Below are 4202 nucleotides of genomic sequence, written 5' to 3'. Positions count from 1 at the left end.
CTCCCTCAAGGCCAATTCTTTCGGTATATGTAACGCCATGATAACTATCATCAGGTTCACATAGCCCGGCAAACTTTTCAGGATATTCAGTCCAGTCGAATTTACCGGAATCCACTATACACCCTCCTACACCGGCTCCATGTCCGTCCATATATTTAGTAGTTGAATGTGTCACTATATCAGCTCCGAACTCAAAAGGCCTGCAATGCACCGGTGTAGCAAACGTATTATCTATTATAAGAGGCACTCCATGTTTATGAGCAGCATTTGCAAATTTTTCAATGTCAAGTACTACCAATGCAGGATTTGCAACGGTTTCTCCAAACACAGCCTTTGTATTCGGCCTGAATGCAGCCTCCAGTTCTTCCTCAGTGGCATGAGGAGAAACAAAAGTAAATTCGATCCCCATTCTCTTCATGGTTACCGCAAATAAATTAAACGTCCCTCCATATATAGCTGAGGAGGCCACAATATGGTCTCCACATGAAGCTATATTAAACACAGCATAGAAATTGGCAGCCTGCCCTGACGAGGTCAGCATCGCCGCGCTTCCCCCTTCAAGAGAAGCAATTTTAGCCGCAACATGATCGTTAGTTGGATTTTGAAGCCTCGTATAAAAATATCCCGATGCTTCAAGATCAAATAGTTTCCCCATATCCTGACTTGTGTCGTATTTAAAAGTTGTACTCTGTACAATCGGTATCTGTCTTGGTTCACCGTTCCCCGGTCTGTATCCATCCTGTACACATTTAGTTCCTATTCCCATATTTATAAATTCCTTTCAAAGTTTTTCAATTAATAATACACTATTTACCTATGAATTTCAAATACTCTTCCCTGCCCTGCTCATATAGATTTCCCCCCACACTGTCCAGAACAACAGTAAGGGGCATATCCTCCACATAAAGCCTTCTTATTGCCTCTGCCCCCAGATCATCAAAAGCAATCACCTCAGCATCTTTTATCTGCTTTGCCATCAGTGCTGCAGCCCCTCCTATTGCAGCCAGATATACTGCTTTATTTGCAACCACCGCTTCCATCACTTCCTGTGATCTTTGTCCTTTTCCTATCATGGCAAGCTGCCCCAAATCCAAAAATTTCGGGGCATACGCATCCATTCTGTAACTTGTAGTAGGTCCTGCCGAACCAATCACATATCCCGGCTTTGCCGGAGTAGGCCCCACATAATATATAATAGAATCTATCATATCAAAAGGTAAAGGCTCACCCTTATCAAGAAGCTCTGTCATTCTTTTATGCGCCGCATCACGAGCAGTATAAATCGTTCCTGTGACAAGGATTTTATCACCTGCTCTGAAATCCTTGATTTTTTCCTTACAAAAAGGTTCCATCAACTTATATTCCATAATATCCACCTCCCGCCTGCTAAAGAACAGCCTCTTTATGTCTGCTGACATGACAGTTTATATTTACCGCAACAGGCAGCCCTGCAATATGGGTAGGGGCTGCGATTATCTTGACCGCCAAAGCAGTTGTCCTTCCGCCAAATCCCTGCGGCCCTATCCCCAACTCATTTATCCGTTCCAGCAGTTCCCTTTCCATATTTTCATAATACGGATCATCATTCTTTTTATCCACCGGAATTAATAAGGCCTTCTTTGCCATCAACGCAGCTTTGTCAAATGTTCCGCCTATACCGACTCCAACCACTATAGGAGGACATGGATTAGCCCCTGCATCATTACATGTTTTAACAACAAAATTCTTTACACCATTTTCTCCCGCAGACGGCGGAAGCATTATAATACGGCTCATATTTTCGGAACCGAAACCTTTAGGAGCCACTGTGATTTTCACTTTGTCACCATCCACGATTTCTGTATTTATATAAGCGGGTGTATTATCACCTGTATTTTTTCTCCTCAAAGGATCTTCTACCACAGATTTTCTTAAAAAACCTTTTTCATACCCTCTTCTGACTCCCTCGTTTACAGCGTCTTTGAGCATTCCTCCGACAAGGTGAACATCCTGCCCTATTTCCAAAAATACACAGGCCATCCCCGTATCCTGACACAAAGGAAATATCCCCTCCTCAGATACTGTGATGTTTTCCTCAATACTTTCAAGTATATCTTTGGCTATATTCCAGTTTTCTTCACAAAGCCTCTGATGTATACAGGCCTTCACATCTTCTCCGAGATAATGATTTGCCTCTATACACATCTGTGCTATCTTATCTTCAATATCTTTCACATTTACTTCTCTCATGATCATACTCCGTACACCTGATCTATCTCCTGCATAGTATTCTTAAGTATACCTTCCACATCAGCTCCAACTATATCCAGCATCTCAGCTTTATGGCAAACTATATCTCCAATTCCGTACAGTCCGCTGCACACTGCTTTCACATAATCAAATCCAAGATTAAATTCACCTATAGGACCGCCGGCAGTAGTAACATATATCACCTTTTTCACATTGCCCAATCCCTCTGGTATGCCTTCCTCCGTGTAATGAAATGTCAGGCCCTGTACCGATACCGCTTCAATATAACTTTTAACAACAGCCGGAAACGACAGATCCCAATAAGGTGCAGCTATAACGACAATATCTGCTCCCACAAACTGTTTTGCATATCTGAACATATCATCAGAAAAGTCCTTATTGCTTATATACAAATCTCTTTTTTCCAATCTTTCAAGATTGAGAGGCTCTATATCTTCTTTTCCGAGATCAAGTTCTTCTGTCTGTCCATCAAGTTTATCCAACAGATACTTAGCTAAAACATTAGTCCTCGACTGCGGACGTACACAAGCATTTACAAATAATATCTTCTTCATCGTTTTCACCTCATCATTATAATCATTTCTCAAAGACTATCTCTTTGACTCCATCCTCCTCAAGATAGCAAAGCTCCTCATGAGCTTCAGCATCCTCAGCAATCTTATTAACATCAAGCTTAAAATACTTAACTGTGCCATTCGCCAAAATTGCCCCCTCAGCATCCATTATACATGCTTCCGTAACAAAAATTCTTGAATTTTCCCTAACTGTAACACCTCTTCCTATAAGCTCCTGATCATAGACTACAGGTTTTCTGTACTTAGTATCTATAGAAAATGTTACGCCAAAAGACTCTTCTGACAGATCTTTTGCCCACAACGCTCTTAGTCCCAGTTCATCAATCATAGCTGTTATAAGTCCGCCATGAACACGACCCGGATAACTTTGATGCTGATATCTGTACCGAAACAAAGTCATGACACTTCCATCCTCCATATTATAAAACGGTGCCTTTACTCCATATTCATTATCTAGCCCACACATTATACACATTTTACTGTTTCTCTGCTTACTTATAACTCTCATCTTTATCTCCTACTATAATTTATTATTATACACCATATCAGGTCATAGTTTTGGAATTTTATCATAAACTTGTACAAATATATTTTAGGAGACTGCATGATGAAACGAAGAATAAGAAAAAAGAGAAAATTAAAAAAACATATCAATTCATTTTTGGATATATGGGGATCTGCTATGGACATCCCTTTCATAAAACCCATATTTATCACAATACTTACCATCTGCATACTGCTTATATTCATCCCCTATATTCTGACAAAGATATCTCCCAATACTGATGAACCGGAAAAAGAACTTATACCTCAAGCGGAATTTCAATTAAAAGAAGTTCCCGAAACAATAAACATATACAGAACTGAATCCAAAAAAGTTGAAACCGTAAATTTTGAGAATTATGTAAAAGGTGTCATATCTGGAGAAATGCCCTCCGATTTTCACATAGAAGCTCTAAAAGCTCAAGCAGTAGCAGCCAGAACCTATTCTCTTGCAAGAGTCCTTAAAGCTCAGTCCGGAAGCAATCCCGAGGCACATCCAGATGCACCACTCTGCGACAGTACCCACTGTCAGGTATACAAAAATGAGTCTGAACTTGAAGCATTAAAAGGAAAGGACTGGATGAATGATGGCTGGAAAAAAATATGCCGTGCTGCTGATGAAACAAAAGGGCAGCTGCTATATTATAATGGAGAACTTGTAGAACAAGCTCTCTTCCATTCTTCAAGCGGAGGAAAAACAGAGAATTCAGAAGATGTCTTCGCCTCTGCCGTACCATACCTTGTGAGCGTAGACAGCCCATATGAGGATGAAGCTACTCATCAGGAAGAGCAACATTCCTTTTCTATAGCTGAAATTTCCGCCGCAGTAAAAAA

At 40.5% G+C, this 4202-nt stretch carries 6 protein-coding genes; 1 reads left to right on the top strand and 5 read right to left on the bottom strand.

Going from position 1 to position 4202, the window contains the following annotated elements; translation table 11 throughout:
- From ACLR96_RS10070 to ACLR96_RS10050, 5 genes are all read right to left on the bottom strand, one after another.
- On the bottom strand, positions 1-766 hold a 766-nt coding region (locus tag ACLR96_RS10070; protein ID WP_412265844.1), incomplete at its 3' end, for an aminotransferase class V-fold PLP-dependent enzyme.
- Between the two features lie 40 nt (positions 767-806).
- On the bottom strand, positions 807-1367 hold the full coding sequence (locus tag ACLR96_RS10065; RefSeq protein WP_177268551.1) for a Fe-S-containing hydro-lyase: 561 nt from the start codon (positions 1365-1367) through the stop codon (positions 807-809).
- 19 nt (positions 1368-1386) lie between these two features.
- Complete coding sequence (locus ACLR96_RS10060) at positions 1387-2229, bottom strand: fumarate hydratase (protein WP_177268553.1); 843 nt, start codon at positions 2227-2229, stop codon at positions 1387-1389.
- Between the two features lie 2 nt (positions 2230-2231).
- The gene (locus ACLR96_RS10055) at positions 2232-2804 is read right to left on the bottom strand and encodes an NAD(P)H-dependent oxidoreductase (protein WP_207722977.1); all 573 of its coding nucleotides are present in this window, start codon (positions 2802-2804) and stop codon (positions 2232-2234) included.
- Positions 2805-2826: 22 nt separating this feature from the next.
- Positions 2827-3333: a PaaI family thioesterase gene (locus ACLR96_RS10050; RefSeq protein WP_177268555.1), complete on the bottom strand. Its 507-nt coding sequence runs from the start codon at positions 3331-3333 to the stop codon at positions 2827-2829.
- A gap of 96 nt (positions 3334-3429) precedes the next feature.
- On the opposite strand from ACLR96_RS10050, the gene ACLR96_RS10045 reads away from it, so the two are divergent.
- Positions 3430-4202 (top strand): SpoIID/LytB domain-containing protein (locus ACLR96_RS10045; RefSeq protein ID WP_412265841.1); only part of this gene is annotated, 773 nt, incomplete at its 3' end.

This window comes from Lentihominibacter sp., from assembly GCF_046951855.1.
Taxonomy (GTDB): domain Bacteria; phylum Bacillota; class Clostridia; order Peptostreptococcales; family Anaerovoracaceae; genus Lentihominibacter; species Lentihominibacter hominis.
This window is presented reverse-complemented; position numbering and strand designations above follow the sequence as displayed.